The organism is Streptomyces sp. RP5T (assembly GCF_003933965.1).
Classification (GTDB): Bacteria; Actinomycetota; Actinomycetes; order Streptomycetales; family Streptomycetaceae; genus Streptomyces.
In genome coordinates, this window is sequence record NZ_RSAJ01000171.1 from 1 (window position 1) to 15392 (window position 15392).

The following is a 15392-nucleotide window of genomic DNA, read 5'->3' on the forward strand; positions in this document are numbered from 1 at the left end:
CCCCACAACCGGACCCGGCATCCCCTACACGCCGTCGGACTCCTCGTCCACCTGTACCGGCGCCGCAGGCTTCAGCTTCAGCCAGATCAGGAAGAAGATGCCCAGCGCCAGCATCCCGAGGCCGGTCCAGAGGTTGATGTTGATGCCCTCCGACTTGTCGAGGGAGGAGTCCGAGGGGTTGATTCCGGCGATCGTGACGATGATGCCGTAGAGGACGAACAGGCCGCCGATGATGCGGCGCAGGTCGAAGATGCGGGCCGCGGTCGCCGACTTGGCCTCGAGGTCGGTGACTTCCCGCTGGACGTCGTGTTCGGAGTAGCCGTGCTGGTCGGACATGGTCTCTCAATCCTCCGAGGTCAGAACGAGAACGGGATGTAGCAGGCGGCGGCCAGGATCACCGCGCCCCAGCCCAGCAGGGCCGGCCTGCGGTACCAGGCGTCGTCCCCGGCGGCGGGCGGCTCGGACATGCCGGGGGACGTCGTGCCGTAGACGAGGCCCTGGAGGTCCTCGGCGGGCTTGGGGGCCGTGAACAGGGACACGGCGACCATGACCACCGCACCGGCCACGAAGCCCACGATCGCGGAGACGAAGTTGGCGCCCTGGTCGGTGGGGATGTCGATGATGCCCTGCTTGTAGATCCAGAAGTAGTTCACCATCGCCGCGACCGTGCCGGCCAGCAGGCCCCAGAAGCCCGACTTGGCGGACGCGCGCTTCCAGAACATGCCGACGATGAAGACGACGAACATCGGCACGTTGAAGAAGGAGAACAGCGTCTGGAGGTAGCTCATGATGTTCGAGAAGGTGGACGCGAGGAACGCCGTGCCGACCGACGCGCAGACACCGATCACCGTGATCAGGCGACCGAAGCGGACGTAGTACCCGTCCTCGCGGCCCCGCACGACGTAGCGGCCCCAGATGTCGTTCGTGAACACCGTGTTGAACGAGGACACGTTGGCCGCCATGCCCGCCATGAAGGCCGCCAGGAGGCCGGTGACCGCGATGCCGAGGACACCGTTCGGCAGGAGCTGTTCCATGAGGTACGGGATGGCGTCGTTGTACTGGTAGCCCGAGTCGGTGGTGCCGAAGCCGGGGATCAGGGCGGCCGCCACCAGGCCCGGGATCATCACCAGGAACACGATGAAGATCTTCGGGTACGCGGCGATCAGGGGCGTGCGCTGGGCCGCGGAGAGGTTCCTCGCCGACAGGGCTCGCTGGACCTCCGCGAAGTTCGTCGTCCAGTAGCCGAAGGACAGGACGAAGCCCAGGCCCAGCACGATCGTCAGCCAGTTCGCGCCCAGCGGGTTCGCGCTGCCGATGCCCGTGCCGCCCCAGGCGGTCGTGAAGTTCGCGCCGTGCTCGGCCGTCAGCTTGTCCGTGAGGCCGCCCCAGCCGCCGACCTTCTTCAGGCCGAGGACGACCAGCGGGATCAGGGCCGCGAGGATCACGAAGAACTGGAGGACCTCGTTGTAGATCGCGGAGGAGAGGCCGCCGAGGGTGATGTAGGCGAGGACGAAGGCGCCGGCCACGACGATGGCCACCCACTGCGGCCAGCCCAGCAGGGCCTCGACCACGATGGCGAGGGCGTACAGGTTGACGCCCGCGATCAGGATGGCGGCGAAGGCGAACAGGGCCGAGCTGAGCAGGTGCGCCCACTTGTCGAAGCGCAGCAGGAGCATCTCGGGGACCGAGCGCACCTTGCTGCCGTAGTAGAAGGGCATCATCACCAGGCCGAGGAAGACCATGGCCGGGATGGCGCCGATCCAGTACCAGTGGACCGTGTAGGCGCCGTACTGCGCGCTGTTGGCGGCCATTCCGAGGATCTCCGTGGCGGCCAGGTTGGCCGAGATGAAGGCGAGACCCGTGATCCAGGCCGGCAGGGAACGTCCGGAGAGGAAGAAGTCCAGGCTCGTCTTCACCGACCTGCGGGCGGCGAAGCCGATGCCGAGGACGACGACGAAGTAGATCCCGAGGATCGTGTAGTCGAGCCAGTTGGTGGGGAGCCGGAGCTCGGCGGCCAGGTATGCGCCTTTTGTGGGGGTCTGCATAGTCAGCAATTGAACACCTCGACCGATGCGCTTTGTTTGATTCTGATGTTGACTTGGGTGGGGGGTTATGGTTACTTGTGTTTAGTTATGTTTGAGTGAAGGAGTCCAGCGGTGAAGAAGACCTCGACCCGGCTGGCCGACGGTCGCGAGCTCATCTACTACGACCTGCGCGACGACACCGTCCGCGACGCCGTGGACCGGCGTCCGCTGGAGCGGACTGTCACCACGTCCGAGGTTCGTCGGGATCCGCTGCTCGGCGACTCCGTGGCCATCGCCTCGCACCGGCAGGGCCGCACCTACCACCCGCCCGCCGACGAATGCCCGCTGTGCCCCTCGCAGGGCGACCGGCTGAGCGAGATCCCGGACTCGTCGTACGACGCCGTGGTCTTCGAGAACCGTTTCCCCTCGCTGGCCGGGGACTCGGGGCGCTGTGAGGTCGTCTGCTTCACCTCGGACCACAACGCGTCCTTCGCCGACCTCACGCAGGAGCAGGCACGGCTCGTCCTGGACGCGTGGACCGACCGGACGTCGGAGCTGTCGCATCTGCCCTCCGTGGAGCAGGTCTTCTGTTTCGAGAACCGGGGTGCGGAGATCGGTGTCACCCTGGGTCACCCGCATGGCCAGATCTACGCCTACCCCTTCACCACCCCTCGCACCGCCCTGATGCTGCGTTCTCTCGCGGCCCACAAGGAGGCCACCGGAGGGGAGAACCTCTTCGACGCCGTCGTGGAGAGCGAGCTGGCCGGCGAGCGGGTCGTCCTGGAGGGCGAGCACTGGGTCGCCTTCGTGCCCTACGCGGCGCACTGGCCGTACGAGGTGCACCTGTACCCGAGGCGCCGGGTGCCGGACCTGCTCGGGCTCGACGAGGAGGCCCGCACAGAGTTCCCCCAGGTGTATCTGGAACTGTTGAGGCGCTTCGACCGGATCTTCGGCGAGGGTGAGCCTCCGACGCCGTACATCGCCGCCTGGCACCAGGCGCCCTTCGGCCAGCTGGAGGAGTTCGAGGGCGTGAGCCGTGACGACTTCGCGCTGCACCTCGAGCTTTTCACCATTCGCCGTACGTCCGGCAAGCTGAAGTTCCTCGCGGGCTCCGAGTCGGGCATGAACGTCTTCATCAACGACATCCGTCCGGAGGCCGCGGCACAGCGACTGCGAGAGGTAGCGAGTTCATGAAGTACCTGGTGACAGGTGGCGCGGGATATGTCGGCAGTGTCGTGGCCCAGCATCTGCTGGAGGCGGGGCACGAGGTCGTCGTCCTGGACAACCTCTCCACCGGCTTCCGCGAGGGCGTCCCGGCCGGCGCCGCCTTCGTCGAGGGCGACATCCGCGACGCCGCCAAGTGGCTGGACGCCTCCTTCGACGGCGTGCTGCACTTCGCCGCGTTCTCGCAGGTCGGCGAGTCGGTCGTGAAGCCCGAGAAGTACTGGGACAACAACGTCGGCGGCACCATGGCGCTGCTCGGCGCGATGCGCGAGGCGGGCGTGAAGAAGCTCGTCTTCTCCTCCACCGCCGCCACCTACGGGGAGCCCGAGGAGGTGCCGATCGTCGAGTCGGCGCCGACCCGGCCCACCAACCCCTACGGCGCCTCCAAGCTCGCCGTCGACTTCATGATCACCAGCGAGGCGAACGCCCACGGGCTCGGTGCCGTGTCCCTGCGCTACTTCAACGTCGCCGGCGCCTACGGCAGCCAGGGCGAGCGGCACGACCCCGAGTCGCACCTCATCCCGCTGATCCTCCAGGTCGCCCAGGGCAGGCGGGAGGCGATCAACGTCTTCGGCGAGGACTACCCGACCCCGGACGGCACCTGCGTGCGGGACTACATCCACGTCGCCGACCTGGCCGAGGCCCACCTCCTCGCGCTGACGGCGGCCCGGCCGGGCGAGCACCTCATCTGCAACCTCGGCAACGGCGAGGGCTTCTCCGTCCGCCAGGTCATCGAGACCGTCCGCCAGGTCACCGGCCACCCGATCCCCGAGGTCGTGGCCCCGCGCCGGGCCGGCGACCCGGCCACCCTGGTCGCCTCCGCCGCCACCGCCCGCGAGAAGCTGGGCTGGAACCCGTCCCGCGCGGATCTCGCGGGGATCGTCGCGGACGCCTGGAAGTTCGCGCAGAGCATCGCAAGGGAGCAGTAGTGGCGGCACAGCAGGTCCGGGACGGTTTCACCGAGCTCTACGGGACCGAGCCCGAGGGTGTCTGGTCGGCGCCGGGCCGCGTCAACCTCATCGGTGAGCACACCGACTACAACGACGGCTTCGTGATGCCCTTCGCGCTGCCGCACACCGCCGTCGCGGCCGTCTCCCGGCGCGAGGACGGCGTCCTGCGTCTGCACTCGGCCGACGTCGAGGGCGGTGTCGTCGAGCTGCGCCTGGACGAGCTCGCCCCCGAGAGCGACCGGAACTGGACCGCCTACCCGGCAGGTGTCGTCTGGGCGCTGCGCGAGGCCGGGCATCCGGTCACCGGCGCGGACGTCCACCTCGCCTCGACGGTCCCGGCGGGCGCGGGCCTGTCCTCCTCGGCGGCCCTGGAGGTCGTCGTCGCGCTCGCGCTGAACGACCTGTACGACCTGGGCCTCCAGCGCTGGCAGCTCGCCCGCCTGTGCCAGCGCGCCGAGAACGTCTACGTCGGCGCCCCCACCGGGATCATGGACCAGACCGCGTCCGCCTGCTGCGAGAGCGGCCACGCGCTGTTCCTCGACACCCGGGACCTGTCCCAGAAGCAGATCCCCTTCGACCTCGCCGCCGAGGGCATGGTCCTGCTCGTCGTCGACACCCGCGTCAAGCACGCCCACAACGAGGGCGAGTACGGCAAGCGCCGGGCCGGCTGCGAGCGGGGCGCCGCCCTGCTCGGCGTCGACGCCCTGCGGGACATCCCCTACGGCGAGCTCGACGCGGCCCTCGCACGGCTCGGCGACGACGAGGAGGCCGTACGCCTGGTGCGGCACGTGGTCACCGAGGACGAGCGGGTCGAGAAGGTCGTCGCCCTGCTGGAGTCGGGCGAGACCCGCGCGATCGGCCCCGTGCTGATCGCCGGCCACGCCTCCCTGCGGGACGACTTCCGGATCTCCTGCCCGGAGCTGGACCTGGTCGTCGACACCGCCCTCGCCGCGGGCGCCCTGGGCGCGCGGATGACCGGTGGCGGCTTCGGCGGCTCGGCGATCGTGCTGGCCGAGGCGGCCGACGTGGACGCGATCACCAAGGCGGTCCAAGAGGCCTTCGCCGCCGCGGAGTTCACCGCTCCGCGGGTCTTCGAGGCGGTGCCCTCGGCGGGGGCGCGGCGCCTGACCTGAGACCCGCTGACCGCTGTTTTGCCCGGCTTGATCCGAACTTGGGGAAAGCCGGGCCTCTCCCTGACATACGCCCCAGTAGCGTCGGAGCGTGAGTCGAGGGCGCCTTCGCATCCTGTCGGCGATCGGCATCGGCTGCTACGCGCTCGCCGCGATCGTCGGCTTCTTCCTCCTGGCGGACGACCGGGGCCGCGGACTCCTGGTGCCCCTGTGGATCGCGCACGGCGTGCTCCTGGCCGTGCTGCTGACGAGGCTGTGCGCGGACGAGGTGGGCCTGTCCGCGGCGCTGCTGGTGGTGGGGGCCTCGCTGACGGCCGTGTACATCGCCGACCTGGCCCGCGACGACCTCACCCTGGAGCGGCGGGGCGAACGGATCACCGCCACCGTCGTAGGCGACTGGCCCGCCCCGGACCGGGGGCGGGAGACGGACACCTACGACTACGCCCTCGCGCGCCACGACGGCAGCAGGCTCCCGGGCCCCTCCCTGCGGGCCGTCTCCGGCAGCCTCGCCGTCGGGCAGAGCGTCACCGTGCTCGCGGACCCCGACGGCGTCCTGCGCCCCCGGCTGCCGGGCGACGCGGACGCGACCGGTGACGTGCTGGGCGTGGGGGCGTTCGCGCTGGTCGCGCTCGGCGTCGTCGCGGCCACGGCCCGCCGGGGCGCCGCCGTCGCCCACCGGCGGGAGGAGCGGGCCAGGGTGGCGGAGCAGGAGCACACGCTCCGCGAGGCGCTGCGCACGGCCTCGGCCGACGACCACGGCTTCGTCGAGGTCCACCCCGCGCACTACCCCGACGTCCCGCACCGCCGCGCGGCCGGCATCGCCGGGGAGCTGGGCCTGGAGCCGGCCGACGAGCCGGGCTCGTGGCGCTTCAGGCGGTGAGCCGCTTGGTGAGCGTGTACTCGGTGATGCCCGGCGGGTAGTCCGGGATCACGCACACCACCTCGTAGCCCTGCTTCCGGTAGAACTCCGGTGCCTGGAAGTCCCACGTCTCCAGGCGCACCGAGGTGCAGCCCCGCGCGCGACGCGCCATCCGCTCCGCCCGTGCGAGCAACTGCGAACCCAGGCCCGCCCCGCGGTGCCGTCCGTCGACCCACAGATAGGTCACGTGCAGCCAGCTCGTCCAGGTGTGGCCGACCAGTCCGCCCGCGAGGGCACCGGCGTCGTCCAGGGCCCAGACGTGCAGGGGAAGTTCCCGTTCACCTGGGGTTCCGCGCAGTGCGCGCAGTACCGGGGAGGCGGCCGTGTTGGTGTCCAACAGCCGTTTGCGGAGCAGATCTTGCCGGGCTTTGTCGACTTCTGTCTCCAGACGAAACATGCGGCTCACCATAAACGCACCGGACAGCCAGTTCTGCAAATAACCTTCCGCTCCCGCCCCCCGGCCGTACCCTGATGAACAGCACCGGTGGGGGCCGGTGCTGATCAGGGGGGCGAGACAGTCGGGTACGGCGCCCGAAGTGGGGGTAGCAGTTCTTGCACGGCGGCGGCCGTGCGGCCATCGTGCTTCGGGAGGTCGTACCCGCGGCGGTGTCGTCTCCCGAGTCGTCCTCAGACGAAGACGATGGGGTATCCCCTGCTCTTCGAGAGCTTGGGGAAGGGGGTTTCGTGGTTCGCATCCGAGTCCTGGTCGTCGACGACCATCGCATCTTCGCCGAGTCGCTCGCCGCCGCGCTGGCGGCCGAGCCCGACGTGGAGGTCTCCGCGGCCGGCAGCGGTCCCGCCGCGCTGCGCTCTCTGGAGCGCGCGGCGGCCGAGGGCCGCCGTTTCGACGTGCTGCTCGTCGACGCCGACCTGGGCGGCAACGTCCAGGGCATCAGGCCCGCCATGTCCGTGCAGGACGGCGGCGAGGAGGGTCTCGTCGACGGCATCTCGCTGGTCGCCGGGGTCCGTACGGCGCAGCCGGCGGTCCGGATCGTCGTGCTCGCCGAGAAGGACGATCCGCGCCGGGCCGCGCTCGCCCTCCAGGCCGGCGCCTCGGGCTGGGTCGCCAAGGACTGCTCGCTGTCCCGGCTGCTCACCGTCATCCGGGGGGTGCTGCGCGACGAGACCCATCTGCCGCCCGCCCTGCTCACCGGCGTGCTGCGGGAACTCACCGCCGCCCGCAAGCACCGCACCGAGAGCGAGCGCCTGGTGGAGTCCCTGACCCCGCGCGAGCGCGAGGTGCTGCGCTGCATGGTGGCCGGGCTCGGCCGCAAGGCGGTCGCGGAGAGACTGTTCCTCTCCCCGCACACCGTGCGCACCCACATGCAGAACGTCCTCGGCAAGCTGGGCGTCCACTCCACCCTGGCCGCCGTCGCCCTCGCGCGGCGCGCGGGCGTGGGCCCGGTCGACCTAGCCGGGGATGTTGTCGAACGGGGCGGTCAACTGGCGTAGCAGCCCGGCCAGTTCCCCGCGCTGGGCGCGGGAGAGCTCGGCGAGGATCGCGCGCTCCTGTTCCAGCAGACCGGCGAGGGCCTGGTCCGCGCGGTCCTTGCCGTCCTCGGTGAGCCGGACCAGCACCCCGCGCCGGTCGCTCGGGTCGGGCAGCCGCTCCACCAGGCCCTTCTTGGCCAGGCGGTCGATCCGGTTGGTCATGGTCCCCGAGGTGACCAGGGTCTGGGTCAGCAGCTGGCCGGGGGAGAGCTGGTACGGCGTCCCCGCGCGCCTGAGCGCGGTCAGCACGTCGAACTCCCAGGGCTCCAGGCTGTGCTCGGCGAAGGCCAGCCGGCGTGCCCGGTCCAGGTGCCGGGCCAGTCTGCTCACGCGGCTGAGTACCTCGAGCGGTTCCACGTCGAGGTCCGGGCGCTCCCGGCGCCATGCTGCGACCAGCCGATCGACCTCGTCCTCCATGACGATCAGTGTAGTGGTTGTGTCGACGTGAAGTCTCTTGAGTTCAAGTCTCTTGACATCAAGATAAGTGGGCGGGGAAGGTGAAGGGCATGACGACCCCCACCTGGGACCCCGCCCAGTACCTGCGCCACGCGGACCACCGCGCCCGCCCCTTCACCGACCTCCTCGCCCGCGTCCCGGACCCGCCGGGCCACCCGCCCCGGATCGCCGACCTCGGCTGCGGCCCCGGCAACGTCACGGCGCTGCTCGCCGCCCGCTGGCCCACGGCCCGGATCACCGGCTACGACAACTCCGCCGAGATGCTCGACAAGGCACGGGCGGAGTACGCCGGACCCACAGCCGGCGGCGGCAGCCTGGACTTCGCCCACGCGGACGTGCGCACGTGGGCGCCCGCGCAGCCGTACGACCTGATCATCAGCAATGCCACGCTCCAGTGGGTGCCGGGGCACGTGGAGCGTTTCGGGGCGTGGGTCGCGGGGCTCGCGCCGGGCGGCACCCTCGCCTTCCAGGTGCCCGGCAACTTCGGCTCCCCGAGCCACCGCCTGATGCGCGAGCTCGCCGAGGCGCGGGGCTTCGCGGACGTCCTGCGCCACGACGACGCCGTGCTCCGGCCCGAGGGCTATCTCGCCGCGCTGGCCGACCTGGGCTGCGAGGTGGACGCGTGGGAGACGACGTACGTCCACCTGCTCCAGGGCGAGGACCCGGTCCTGGACTGGGTCAGGGGCACGGGCCTGCGCCCGCTCCTGACCGCCCTGGCCGACGACCCGGCGGCCAGGGAGGAGTTCCTGACCGCGTACCGGGCCGCCCTGCGCGAGGCGTACCCGGCGGGCCCGCACGGCACCCCGTTCCCGTTCCGCCGCATCTTCGCCGTGGCCCGCAAGGAGGGCTGATGCTCGTCGCCGTCGACCACGTCCAGCTCGCCGCGCCTCCCGGCTCCGAGGATCTGCTGCGCGCCTTCTACGTCGACGTCCTCGGCATGACCGAGATCCCCAAGCCGCCGGCGCTCGCGGCGCGGGGCGGCTGCTGGTTCCGGGCGGGGCCCGTGGAACTGCACCTGGGCATCGAGGAGGACTTCCGCCCGGCGCGCAAGGCCCACCCGGGGCTGCGGGTCACGGACGTCGTGGCGTGCGCGGCCCGGCTGGAGGCGCGGGGAGCGCCGGTGCGCTGGGACGCGGGAGTGCCGGGGCGCCGTCGCTTCCACTCGTGCGACCCCGTGGGCAACCGGCTGGAGTTCCTGGTTTGACCGCCGCGAGCGGGGTCACCCGCAGTGAGGACGGCCGAGTCGGCAATCGCTGGGAGTGAGAACCGTGGCAGAAGACCAGAAGGCCAAGGCCAAGAAGGAACAGGCCAAGGGCAAGGCCAAGGAAGTCGTGGGGCGCGCGCTCGGCAACGAGAGCATGGAGGCCGAGGGCCGCATGGCCCAGTCCAAGGGCGACGCACGCCAGGCCAAGGAAAAGGCCAAGGACACCTTCAAGCACTGACGGTACGCAGACGGACGGCCCGTGCGCCCTCGGGGTGCACGGGCCGTCGTGCGTGCGGTGATCCGGCAGGGCGGCGCTCAGCTCTTCCTGCGGCCTATCAGGCGGGGCTTGGCCTCCAGGCCGTCCAGGCCGTGCCAGGCCAGGTTCACCAGGTGCGCCGCCACCTCCGCCTTCTTCGGGCGGCGCACGTCCAGCCACCACTGGCCGGTCAGGGCGACCATGCCGACCAGGGCCTGGGCGTACAGCGGGGCGAGCTTGGGATCGAAGCCGCGCCTCTTGAACTCGCGGCCCAGGATGTCCTCCACCTGCGTCGCGATGTCCGAGATGAGCGAGGCGAAGGAGCCGGTGGACTGGGGGATCGGGGAGTCGCGGACCAGGATGCGGAAGCCGTCCGTGTACTCCTCGATGTAGTCGAGGAGCGCGAACGCCGCCTGTTCGCACAGTTCGCGGGGGTGGCCCGCGGTCAGGGAGCTCGTCACCATGTCCAGCAGGCGCCGCATCTCGCGGTCCACCACCACCGCGTACAGGCCCTCCTTGCCGCCGAAGTGCTCGTAGACCACCGGCTTGGAGACGCCGGCCTTCGCCGCGATCTCCTCCACCGACGTGGCCTCGAAGCCCTTCGCGGCGAACAGCGTGCGACCGATCTCCAGAAGCTGCGCGCGGCGTTCGGCTCCCGTCATCCGGGTGCGCCGGGCTCGCCGCGGCTTCGCTTCGGTGCTCGGGGTACTGCTGGAGTCGGTCGCCACGGCGTCCATCATGCCGCCTCGGCGGTCTCCTTCTTGCGCCGGGAGCCGTCCGCGTCCGTGTTCCGGCGCGAATCGATACGCGAGCGTGACGGCCAGCGCACGTCGTACGCCCAGCCCAGCATCTCGAACCAGCGGATGATCCGCGCCGAGGAGTCCAGCTGGCCCCGCATCACCCCGTGCCGCGCCGAGGTCGGGTCGGCGTGGTGCAGGTTGTGCCAGGACTCACCGCAGGACAGCACGGCCAGCCACCACACGTTGCCCGAGCGGTCCCGCGACTTGAAGGGCCGCTTGCCGACCGCGTGGCAGATCGAGTTGATCGACCAGGTCACGTGGTGGAGCAGGCACACGCGCACCAGCGAACCCCAGAAGAAGCCGGTGAACGCGCCCCACCAGGACATCGTCACCAGACCGCCGATCACGGCGGGCAGGGCGAGGGAGAGCATCGTCCAGTAGATGAAGTGGCGGGAGATCGCGCGGATCGCCGGGTCCCTGACCAGATCCGGCGCGTACTTGTCCTGCGGGGTCTGCTCCTCGTCGAACATCCAGGCGATGTGCGCCCACCACAGGCCCTTCACCAGGGCCGGGACCGTCTCCCCGAACCGCCACGGTGAGTGGGGGTCGCCTTCGGCGTCGGAGAACCTGTGGTGCTTGCGGTGGTCGGCGACCCACCGCACCAGCGGCCCCTCGACGGCCAGCGACCCCATGATCGCGAGCGCGATGCGCAGCGGCCGCTTCGCCTTGAAGGAACCGTGCGTGAAGTAGCGGTGGAAGCCGATCGTGATGCCGTGACAGCCGAGGTAGTAGAAGAAGACCAGAAGGCCCAGATCGAGCCAGCTCACTCCCCAGCCCCAGGCCAGCGGCACCGCCGCGAGCAGGGCCAGGAACGGAACGGTGATGAAGAGGAGCAGCGTGATCTGTTCGAGCGAGCGTTTCTGCTCACCGCCCAGGGTCGCGGAGGGCAGTGCCGAGCCGTCGGGCGCCTTCGGGGCGTCTGCGATCACATCGGAGCGCGTGGTCATGGGCGTCCCCTGTGGGGTTGTGAGGGCTGAGGACAGGTGCCGGGCTGCGGGAATCCTTGCCGGGTTCCGTTACGGCGGTCCCTACGGTTCCGTAACCTACGGCGTCGTAAGTATGGCAGCGCGGCACCCGGCGACAAGAGCCCGACAGTCTGCGCGTCCGCATGGACACCTATCCTTGGAGTCGGTCGGACAGCGCGGTCCGCTCTGATTTCTTCCCGGATGGCCCGGCCGTATGCGGCGGCTGCCGCACGACCGCCGTCCGGGTTCCCCTGCCGGACGAGCTTCAACACTGCAAGGAGCCGCACCTGTGAGCAGTGCCGACGACCTGACCACGAGCGCCACGTCGAGCAGTACCGAACTGCGCGCCGACATCCGCCGGCTGGGCGACCTCCTGGGCGAGACCCTCGTCCGCCAGGAGGGCCCCGAGCTGCTGGAACTCGTCGAGAAGGTGCGCCGCCTCACCCGTGAGGACGGCGAGGCCGCCGCCGAGCTGCTGCGCGGCATCGAACTGGAGACCGCCGCCAAGCTGGTACGCGCCTTCTCCACCTACTTCCACCTCGCCAACGTCACCGAGCAGGTGCACCGCGGCCGTGAGCTGCGGGCCCGGCGATCCGCCGAGGGCGGTCTCCTCGCCCGGACGGCCGACCGCCTCAAGGACGCGGACCCCGAGCACCTGCGCCAGACCGTCGCCAACCTCAACGTCCGCCCCGTCTTCACCGCCCATCCCACCGAGGCCGCCCGCCGCTCGGTGCTGAACAAGCTCCGCCGGATCGCGGCCCTCCTGGAGACCCCGGTCATCGAGACGGACCGACGCCGTCACGACACCCGTCTGGCCGAGAACATCGACCTCGTCTGGCAGACCGACGAACTGCGCGTGGTGCGCCCCGAGCCCGCCGACGAGGCCCGCAACGCCATCTACTACCTCGACGAACTGCACGCCGGCGCCGTGGGCGACGTCCTGGAGGACCTGACCGCCGAACTGGAGCGCGTCGGCGTCCGCATCCCCGACGCGACCCGCCCCCTCACCTTCGGCACCTGGATCGGCGGCGACCGCGACGGCAACCCCAACGTCACCCCGCAGGTCACCTGGGACGTCCTGATCCTCCAGCACGAGCACGGCATCAACGACGCCCTGGAGCTCATCGACGAGCTGCGCGGCTTCCTGTCGAACTCCATCCGCTACACCGGCGCCACCGAGGAGCTCCTGGAGTCCCTCAAGGCCGACCTGGAGCGCCTGCCGGAGATCAGCCCCCGCTACAAGCGCCTCAACGCCGAGGAGCCGTACCGCCTCAAGGCCACCTGCATCCGGCAGAAGCTGGAGAACACCAAGACCCGGCTGGCCAAGGGCATCCCGCACGAGGAGGGCCGCGACTACCTCGGCACCAGCGAGCTGCTCCAGGACCTGACCCTGATCCAGACCTCGCTGCGGGAACACCGCGGCGGGCTCTTCGCCGACGGCCGGATGGACCGCACCATCCGCACCCTGTCCGCCTTCGGCCTCCAGCTCGCCACCATGGACGTCCGCGAGCACGCCGACGCCCACCACCACGCCCTCGGCCAGCTCTTCGACCGGCTGGGCGAGGAGTCCTGGCGGTACGCGGACATGCCCCGCGACTACCGGGCCAGGCTGCTCGCCAAGGAGCTGCGCTCGCGCCGGCCCCTCGCGCCCACCCCGGCTCCCGTGGACGCGGCCGGTGAGAAGACCCTCGGGGTCTTCCAGACCGTGAAGCGGGCCCTGGAGGTCTTCGGACCCGAGGTCATCGAGTCGTACATCATCTCGATGTGCCAGGGCGCCGACGACGTCTTCGCGGCGGCGGTACTGGCCCGCGAGGCCGGTCTGCTCGACCTGCACGCCGGGTGGGCGAAGATCGGCATCGTGCCGCTCCTGGAGACCACCGACGAGCTCAAGGCCGCCGACACCATCCTGGAGGACATGCTCTCCGACCCCTCCTACCGGCGCCTGGTCGCGCTGCGCGGGGACGTCCAGGAGGTCATGCTCGGCTACTCCGACTCCTCCAAGTTCGGCGGCATCACCACCAGCCAGTGGGAGATCCACCGGGCTCAGCGGCGGCTGCGTGACGTCGCCCACCGGTACGGCGTGCGCCTGCGCCTCTTCCACGGCCGCGGCGGCACCGTCGGCCGCGGTGGCGGCCCCTCCCACGACGCGATCCTCGCCCAGCCCTGGGGCACCCTGGAGGGCGAGATCAAGGTCACCGAGCAGGGCGAGGTCATCTCCGACAAGTACCTCGTGCCGTCCCTGGCCCGGGAGAACCTGGAACTGACGGTCGCCGCCACGCTCCAGGCATCCGCCCTGCACACCGCGCCCCGCCAGTCCGACGAGGCGCTGGCCCGCTGGGACGCGGCCATGGACGTCGTCTCCGACGCCGCGCACGCCGCCTACCGCAGGCTCGTGGAGGACCCGGACCTGCCGAACTACTTCCTGGCCTCCACCCCGGTGGACCAGCTCGCCGACCTGCACCTCGGCTCACGGCCCTCCCGCCGCCCCGGCTCGGGCGTCTCCCTCGACGGACTGCGCGCCATCCCGTGGGTGTTCGGCTGGACCCAGTCCCGGCAGATCGTGCCCGGCTGGTTCGGCGTCGGCTCCGGACTGAAGGCGCTGCGCGAGGCGGGCCTGGACACCGTGCTCGACGAGATGCACGAGCAGTGGCACTTCTTCCGGAACTTCATCTCCAACGTCGAGATGACGCTCGCGAAGACCGATCTGCGCATCGCCCGCCACTACGTGGAGACCCTCGTCCCCGCCGAGCTCCAGCACGTCTTCGCCGACATCGAGGCCGAGCACGAGCTCACCGTCCGCGAGGTCCTCAGGGTCACCGGCGAGGACGAACTCCTCGACGCCACCCCGGTCCTCAAGCAGACCTTCGCCATCCGCGACGCCTACCTGGACCCGATCTCCTACCTCCAGGTGACGCTGCTCAAGCGCCAGCGCGACGCGGCTGCCGCCGGTGAACAGCCCGACCCGCTGCTCTCCCGCGCCCTGCTGCTGACCGTCAACGGCGTGGCCGCCGGCCTGCGCAACACGGGCTGACCTCTACACGGAAAAGGGCGGTGCCCCCGGGAGTCCCCGGGGGCACCGCCCTTTTCCGTGACGTCAGGCCCGGCGCCGCCGGACCACGAGGTAACCGCCCGCCGCCACCAGCGCGGCCGCGAGCCCGGAGAGCAGGCCGACGGGAGCGCCGTTGCCGGTCTCGGCGAGGTCACCGGTGGTGCCCTGCGCGGAAGCGGAGGAGGAGGCCGACGGAGAAGTACCGGCCCCGGCCGACTCGCTGGATCCCGTGCTGGGCTCGGTGCTGGGCTCGGTGCTCGGCGAGGCGGACTCGCCGGTGCTCGGAGTACCGGAGGGCGTGGCCGTCGGCGTGGATGTCGTACCGCCGCCTTCCTCGTCCTCGCAGTCCGTCCAGAACACCTTGTGCTTGGCGGCGCCCTTCTCCCCGTCGAAGTTCCAGAAGAGCTTGTAGTGCCCGTCCGGCAGCGACAGGTCCTCCGTGCGGCCGTGGCCGTCCTTCAGCGTGATCTCGCCGGACTTCACGGTCTCGCCCTTGACATCGGCCGTCGGGGCCCAGGCCTCGATGTGCCAGTCGACCTCCTGGACGGCGTCGAAGCCGAAGGCGTCGAGGTAGAAGGTGCAGACGTGCGGCTCGTTCTTGCGGAGTTCTTCGCCGGTGGTGGCGTCGTGGATCTTCACGGTTCCGTTGTCACCCGGAGGGGTGGCGTGGGCGACCGGGGCGACCAGAAGGGCCGTCGAGGCGACGGCGGACAGGACGCCGAAGCGGGTCAGGGTGCGCATGGGGCAGTAGTCCATCTTCGAGAGTGGAACGGGAAGATGTGGAGGGTGTGGCCCAGCATCCAGGTGTGACTGACTCTCGGTCAATCACGAACGGACAACACTCAGGTTCTCCAGGGAACCGAAGAACGGCGAATGCCCTCAGACCGTCACGAAAGCCGCCGTGAGCAGCGCGACCCCCGACCC

General features: G+C 70.6%; 16 protein-coding genes. 9 read left to right on the top strand and 7 right to left on the bottom strand.

Annotated features, from left to right (window positions below):
• Window positions 1-24 precede the first annotated feature (24 nt).
• Window positions 25-336: a hypothetical protein gene (locus EHS43_RS19400; RefSeq protein WP_125192031.1), complete on the bottom strand. Its 312-nt coding sequence runs from the start codon at window positions 334-336 to the stop codon at window positions 25-27.
• Between the two features lie 20 nt (window positions 337-356).
• Window positions 357-2045: a sodium:solute symporter family protein gene (locus EHS43_RS19405; RefSeq protein WP_125192032.1), complete on the bottom strand. Its 1689-nt coding sequence runs from the start codon at window positions 2043-2045 to the stop codon at window positions 357-359.
• 111 nt (window positions 2046-2156) lie between these two features.
• On the opposite strand from EHS43_RS19405, the gene galT reads away from it, so the two are divergent.
• The 4 genes from galT (at window position 2157) to EHS43_RS19425 (ending at window position 6208) form a co-directional block, all read left to right on the top strand.
• A complete protein-coding gene (gene galT, locus EHS43_RS19410; RefSeq protein WP_125192033.1) occupies window positions 2157-3218 on the top strand; it encodes a galactose-1-phosphate uridylyltransferase in 1062 nt (353 codons plus the stop codon).
• Window positions 3215-4177 (top strand): UDP-glucose 4-epimerase GalE, encoded by a 963-nt coding sequence (galE, locus tag EHS43_RS19415; protein ID WP_125192034.1) that lies wholly within the window; start codon window positions 3215-3217, stop codon window positions 4175-4177. The genes galT and galE overlap by 4 nt, the downstream gene beginning before the upstream one ends.
• Window positions 4177-5331 carry a galactokinase gene (gene galK, locus EHS43_RS19420; protein WP_125192035.1) on the top strand — a complete coding sequence of 385 codons (1155 nt, stop codon included), beginning with the start codon at window positions 4177-4179 and terminating at the stop codon, window positions 5329-5331. The genes galE and galK overlap by 1 nt, the downstream gene beginning before the upstream one ends.
• An 88-nt stretch (window positions 5332-5419) precedes the next feature.
• Window positions 5420-6208: a hypothetical protein gene (locus EHS43_RS19425; RefSeq protein ID WP_125192036.1), complete on the top strand. Its 789-nt coding sequence runs from the start codon at window positions 5420-5422 to the stop codon at window positions 6206-6208.
• Here EHS43_RS19425 and EHS43_RS19430 read toward each other — a convergent pair.
• Entirely contained in the window at window positions 6198-6656 is a 459-nt protein-coding gene (locus tag EHS43_RS19430; RefSeq protein WP_125192037.1) for an N-acetyltransferase, read from the bottom strand. The genes EHS43_RS19425 and EHS43_RS19430 overlap by 11 nt on opposite strands.
• Window positions 6657-6931: 275 nt before the next feature.
• Here EHS43_RS19430 and EHS43_RS19435 point away from each other — a divergent pair, with 275 nt between their 5' ends.
• Window positions 6932-7699 carry a response regulator transcription factor gene (locus EHS43_RS19435; protein ID WP_125192038.1) on the top strand — a complete coding sequence of 256 codons (768 nt, stop codon included), beginning with the start codon at window positions 6932-6934 and terminating at the stop codon, window positions 7697-7699.
• On the opposite strand, the gene EHS43_RS19440 is transcribed toward EHS43_RS19435, so the two are convergent.
• Window positions 7658-8155, bottom strand: a complete 498-nt coding sequence (locus EHS43_RS19440; RefSeq protein ID WP_007382615.1) for a MarR family winged helix-turn-helix transcriptional regulator — start codon at window positions 8153-8155, stop codon at window positions 7658-7660. The two genes, EHS43_RS19435 and EHS43_RS19440, sit on opposite strands and share 42 nt — an antisense overlap.
• 89 nt (window positions 8156-8244) lie before the next feature.
• Between EHS43_RS19440 and EHS43_RS19445 the strand changes: the two genes are divergently transcribed.
• From EHS43_RS19445 to EHS43_RS19455, 3 genes are all read left to right on the top strand, one after another.
• Window positions 8245-9045, top strand: coding sequence for a trans-aconitate 2-methyltransferase (locus tag EHS43_RS19445; RefSeq protein ID WP_125192039.1), 801 nt, complete (start codon window positions 8245-8247; stop codon window positions 9043-9045).
• Window positions 9045-9398 carry a VOC family protein gene (locus tag EHS43_RS19450; RefSeq protein ID WP_125192040.1) on the top strand — a complete coding sequence of 118 codons (354 nt, stop codon included), beginning with the start codon at window positions 9045-9047 and terminating at the stop codon, window positions 9396-9398. Before EHS43_RS19445 ends, EHS43_RS19450 begins: the two co-directional genes overlap by 1 nt.
• Window positions 9399-9462: 64 nt before the next feature.
• Entirely contained in the window at window positions 9463-9636 is a 174-nt protein-coding gene (locus tag EHS43_RS19455; protein ID WP_125192041.1) for a CsbD family protein, read from the top strand.
• Between the two features lie 77 nt (window positions 9637-9713).
• Here EHS43_RS19455 and EHS43_RS19460 read toward each other — a convergent pair whose 3' ends face one another.
• Both EHS43_RS19460 and EHS43_RS19465 read right to left on the bottom strand, forming a co-directional pair.
• Window positions 9714-10394: a TetR/AcrR family transcriptional regulator gene (locus EHS43_RS19460; RefSeq protein WP_125192042.1), complete on the bottom strand. Its 681-nt coding sequence runs from the start codon at window positions 10392-10394 to the stop codon at window positions 9714-9716.
• Complete coding sequence (locus tag EHS43_RS19465; protein ID WP_125192043.1) at window positions 10391-11401, bottom strand: fatty acid desaturase; 1011 nt, start codon at window positions 11399-11401, stop codon at window positions 10391-10393. The genes EHS43_RS19460 and EHS43_RS19465 overlap by 4 nt, the downstream gene beginning before the upstream one ends.
• A gap of 307 nt (window positions 11402-11708) precedes the next feature.
• On the opposite strand from EHS43_RS19465, the gene ppc reads away from it, so the two are divergent.
• Complete coding sequence (gene ppc, locus EHS43_RS19470) at window positions 11709-14450, top strand: phosphoenolpyruvate carboxylase (protein ID WP_125192044.1); 2742 nt, start codon at window positions 11709-11711, stop codon at window positions 14448-14450.
• Between the two features lie 63 nt (window positions 14451-14513).
• On the opposite strand, the gene EHS43_RS19475 is transcribed toward ppc, so the two are convergent.
• Complete coding sequence (locus EHS43_RS19475; RefSeq protein WP_125192045.1) at window positions 14514-15209, bottom strand: LPXTG cell wall anchor domain-containing protein; 696 nt, start codon at window positions 15207-15209, stop codon at window positions 14514-14516.
• Between the last annotated feature and the right edge of the window lie 183 nt (window positions 15210-15392).

Coding starts and splice junctions, on each gene's coding strand:
- EHS43_RS19400 (WP_125192031.1), bottom strand. CDS start 336: ATGTCCGACCAGCACGGCTACTCCGAACACGACGTCCAGCGGGAAGTC.
- EHS43_RS19405 (WP_125192032.1), bottom strand. CDS start 2,045: ATGCAGACCCCCACAAAAGGCGCATACCTGGCCGCCGAGCTCCGGCTC.
- galE (WP_125192034.1), top strand. CDS start 3,215: ATGAAGTACCTGGTGACAGGTGGCGCGGGATATGTCGGCAGTGTCGTG.
- EHS43_RS19430 (WP_125192037.1), bottom strand. CDS start 6,656: ATGGTGAGCCGCATGTTTCGTCTGGAGACAGAAGTCGACAAAGCCCGG.
- EHS43_RS19440 (WP_007382615.1), bottom strand. CDS start 8,155: ATGGAGGACGAGGTCGATCGGCTGGTCGCAGCATGGCGCCGGGAGCGC.
- EHS43_RS19445 (WP_125192039.1), top strand. CDS start 8,245: ATGACGACCCCCACCTGGGACCCCGCCCAGTACCTGCGCCACGCGGAC.
- EHS43_RS19450 (WP_125192040.1), top strand. CDS start 9,045: ATGCTCGTCGCCGTCGACCACGTCCAGCTCGCCGCGCCTCCCGGCTCC.
- EHS43_RS19460 (WP_125192042.1), bottom strand. CDS start 10,394: ATGATGGACGCCGTGGCGACCGACTCCAGCAGTACCCCGAGCACCGAA.
- EHS43_RS19465 (WP_125192043.1), bottom strand. CDS start 11,401: ATGACCACGCGCTCCGATGTGATCGCAGACGCCCCGAAGGCGCCCGAC.
- EHS43_RS19475 (WP_125192045.1), bottom strand. CDS start 15,209: ATGCGCACCCTGACCCGCTTCGGCGTCCTGTCCGCCGTCGCCTCGACG.